Origin of the sequence: Mesorhizobium sp. M1A.T.Ca.IN.004.03.1.1 (assembly GCF_003997555.1) — a bacterium.
Classification (GTDB): Bacteria; Pseudomonadota; Alphaproteobacteria; order Rhizobiales; family Rhizobiaceae; genus Mesorhizobium.
The window spans coordinates 1-254 of the sequence record NZ_RZTV01000674.1 but is presented as its reverse complement, the minus strand read 5'-3'; the positions used below and the strand labels follow the sequence as shown (position 1 = coordinate 254).

The 254-nt window shown below is 63.4% G+C and carries 1 pseudogene; it reads left to right on the top strand.

The features are described 5' to 3' along the window. Nucleotides 1-254 (top strand): annotated as a pseudogene (locus EOD29_RS33365) (tail fiber domain-containing protein); the annotation flags it as partial.

Below are 254 nucleotides of genomic sequence, written 5' to 3'. Positions count from 1 at the left end.
CTGATGTCGGGCTCGCAGGTCCACCAGCCGAGCTATGTCAACACGCCGACGACGCAGCTGCCGACCGTCGATCAGGCCGGGCTGATCAACGAAAACTTCAATCAGCAGATGGGCCTCTACAATCAGCAGGTCGCTCGGTCAAATGCGGCGATGGGCGGCCTCTTCGGGCTTGGCGGCTCGCTGCTTGGCGGCTGGGCGAAATCCGACCGGCGGCTGAAGGAAGACATCAACCGCGTCGGCACGCTGGAGAATGG